3 protein-coding genes are annotated in these 2,357 nt (G+C 60.5%); all 3 read left to right on the top strand.

All coding sequences use genetic code 11. The features are described 5' to 3' along the window. The coding region (locus DBR24_RS24030; protein WP_128615982.1) for a DUF489 family protein at positions 1-405 on the top strand (405 nt) is incomplete at its 5' end. Positions 406-532: 127 nt separating this feature from the next. After that, positions 533-1,903 carry an adenylosuccinate lyase gene (purB, locus tag DBR24_RS24025; RefSeq protein ID WP_016987412.1) on the top strand — a complete coding sequence of 457 codons (1,371 nt, stop codon included), beginning with the start codon at positions 533-535 and terminating at the stop codon, positions 1,901-1,903. Between the two features lie 86 nt (positions 1,904-1,989). Continuing rightward, positions 1,990-2,357, top strand: a 368-nt coding sequence (locus DBR24_RS33490) for a cupin domain-containing protein (RefSeq protein ID WP_371921348.1), incomplete at its 3' end; no start/stop codon positions are given.

Genomic DNA, 2,357 nt, shown 5'->3' with positions numbered 1-2,357 from the left:
CGCGACCCGAGCACCTTGCAGCGCGAGCCGTTGCGTTATGCGCTGTCGATGCTCGGCCTGGAGCGGCAACTGGCCAAGCGTGGCGACATGCTCGACACCATCGGCAAGCGCCTGCCGCAGATCCAGTCGCAGGTCGAACACTTCGGCCCGGCCCACGAAAATGTGGTCGCCGCATGCGGCGCGCTGTATCAGGACACCCTGAGTACCTTGCGCCAACGCATTCAAGTGCACGGCGACATGCGTAACCTGCAGCAACCGAGCAACGCTTCGAAGATCCGCGCCCTGCTGCTCGCCGGCATTCGTTCGGCGCGCCTGTGGCGTCAGCTTGGCGGGCACCGCTGGCAGTTGGTGATCAGCCGGCGCAAGCTGCTCAAAGAGCTGTATCCGTTGATGCGCAGCGAGTAAATCGTCGCGCAATAAAAGTTTTGTAGTCTGTAGCGCGTAATACGCCGGTCAGTTGGCAACGGACCGGCGGATTTTTTCATGTATGATACGCGCCCCATTTCGTTGCCCGACTGTCCGAGAACACCCCATGCAGCTCTCTTCGCTCACTGCGGTTTCCCCTGTTGACGGCCGCTACGCCGGCAAAACCCAGGCCCTGCGCCCGATTTTCAGCGAGTACGGCCTGATCCGTGCCCGCGTCCTGGTTGAAGTGCGCTGGCTCCAGCGCCTGGCCGCCCACGCCGGTATCCCGGAAGTGCCAGCCTTCTCCGCCGAGGCCAACGCCGTTCTCAATGAACTGGCTGAAAACTTCTCGCTGGAGCACGCCGAGCGCGTCAAAGAGATCGAGCGCACCACCAACCACGACGTCAAGGCGATCGAATACTTGCTCAAGGAGCAGGCGGCCAAGCTGCCGGAGCTGGCCAAGGTCAGCGAGTTCATCCACTTTGCCTGCACCAGCGAAGACATCAACAACCTGTCCCACGCCCTGATGCTGCGCGAAGGCCGTGACGACGTGATGCTGCCGCTGATGCGCCAGACCGCCAATGCCATCCGCGAACTGGCCATCCGTTTCGCTGACGTGCCAATGCTGTCGCGCACCCACGGTCAACCGGCCTCCCCGACGACTTTGGGTAAAGAGCTGGCGAACGTGGTGTACCGTCTCGAGCGTCAGATCGCTCAAGTCGCTGCCGTACCGCTGCTGGGCAAAATCAACGGTGCTGTCGGCAACTACAACGCACACCTGTCGGCCTACCCGCAGATCGACTGGGAAGCCAATGCCCGCGCCTTCATCGAAGACGAACTGGGCCTGGGCTTCAACCCGTACACCACGCAGATCGAACCGCACGACTACATCGCCGAGCTGTTCGACGCCATTGCGCGCTTCAACACCATCCTGATCGACTTCGACCGCGACATCTGGGGATATATCTCCCTGGGTTATTTCAAGCAGCGCACCATCGCCGGCGAAATCGGTTCGTCGACCATGCCGCACAAGGTCAACCCGATCGACTTCGAAAACTCCGAAGGCAACCTGGGTATCGCCAACGCCCTGTTCCAGCACCTGGCGAGCAAACTGCCGATTTCCCGCTGGCAGCGCGACCTGACCGACTCCACCGTACTGCGCAACCTCGGTGTCGGCTTCGCCCACAGCGTGATCGCCTACGAAGCCAGCCTCAAAGGCATCAGCAAGCTGGAGCTCAACGAGCAGAAGATTGCCGCTGACCTCGACGCATGCTGGGAAGTCCTGGCTGAGCCGATCCAGACCGTGATGCGCCGCTACAACATCGAAAACCCGTACGAGAAGCTGAAAGAACTGACCCGCGGCAAGGGCATCAGCCCTGAAGCGTTGCAGACTTTCATCGACGGCCTGGACATGCCAGCGCAAGCGAAAGCCGAGCTCAAGCAACTGACCCCGGCCAACTACATCGGCAACGCTGTAGCGCAAGCCAAACGCATCTGATCGACCGCTTGATCCGTTTGAGACGCCCGGCCGCGCCGGGCGTTTTTATTCCCGTCTGAAAAGTGCTTTTTTTCAATAGGTTACATATGAATTCCGATATTCCTCTTCAACTTCTGGGCGGCCTTACAGCACGCGAATTCCTGCGCGACTACTGGCAGAAAAAGCCACTGCTGATCCGTCAGGCGATTCCTGACTTCGAAAGCCCGATCGACGCCGACGAACTGGCCGGCCTGGCCCTGGAAGAAGAAGTCGAATCGCGTCTGGTGATCGAACACGGCGAGCGCCCATGGGAACTGCGTCGCGGCCCGTTTGCCGAAGACGAATTCAGCAAGCTGCCGGAAAAAGAGTGGACCCTGCTGGTGCAGGCCGTTGACCAGTTCGTCCCGGAAGTCAGCGAACTGCTGGAAAACTTCCGCTTCCTGCCGAGCTGGCGCGTCGATGACGTGATGATCAG

The sequence above is a fragment of the Pseudomonas sp. HMWF006 genome, from assembly GCF_003061205.1.
GTDB lineage: Bacteria > Pseudomonadota > Gammaproteobacteria > Pseudomonadales > Pseudomonadaceae > Aquipseudomonas > Aquipseudomonas monsensis.
The sequence above is the reverse complement of the archived record's forward strand: the minus strand, read 5'-3'. Positions and strand labels throughout refer to the sequence as shown.

Coding starts and splice junctions, on each gene's coding strand:
- purB (WP_016987412.1), top strand. CDS start 533: ATGCAGCTCTCTTCGCTCACTGCGGTTTCCCCTGTTGACGGCCGCTAC.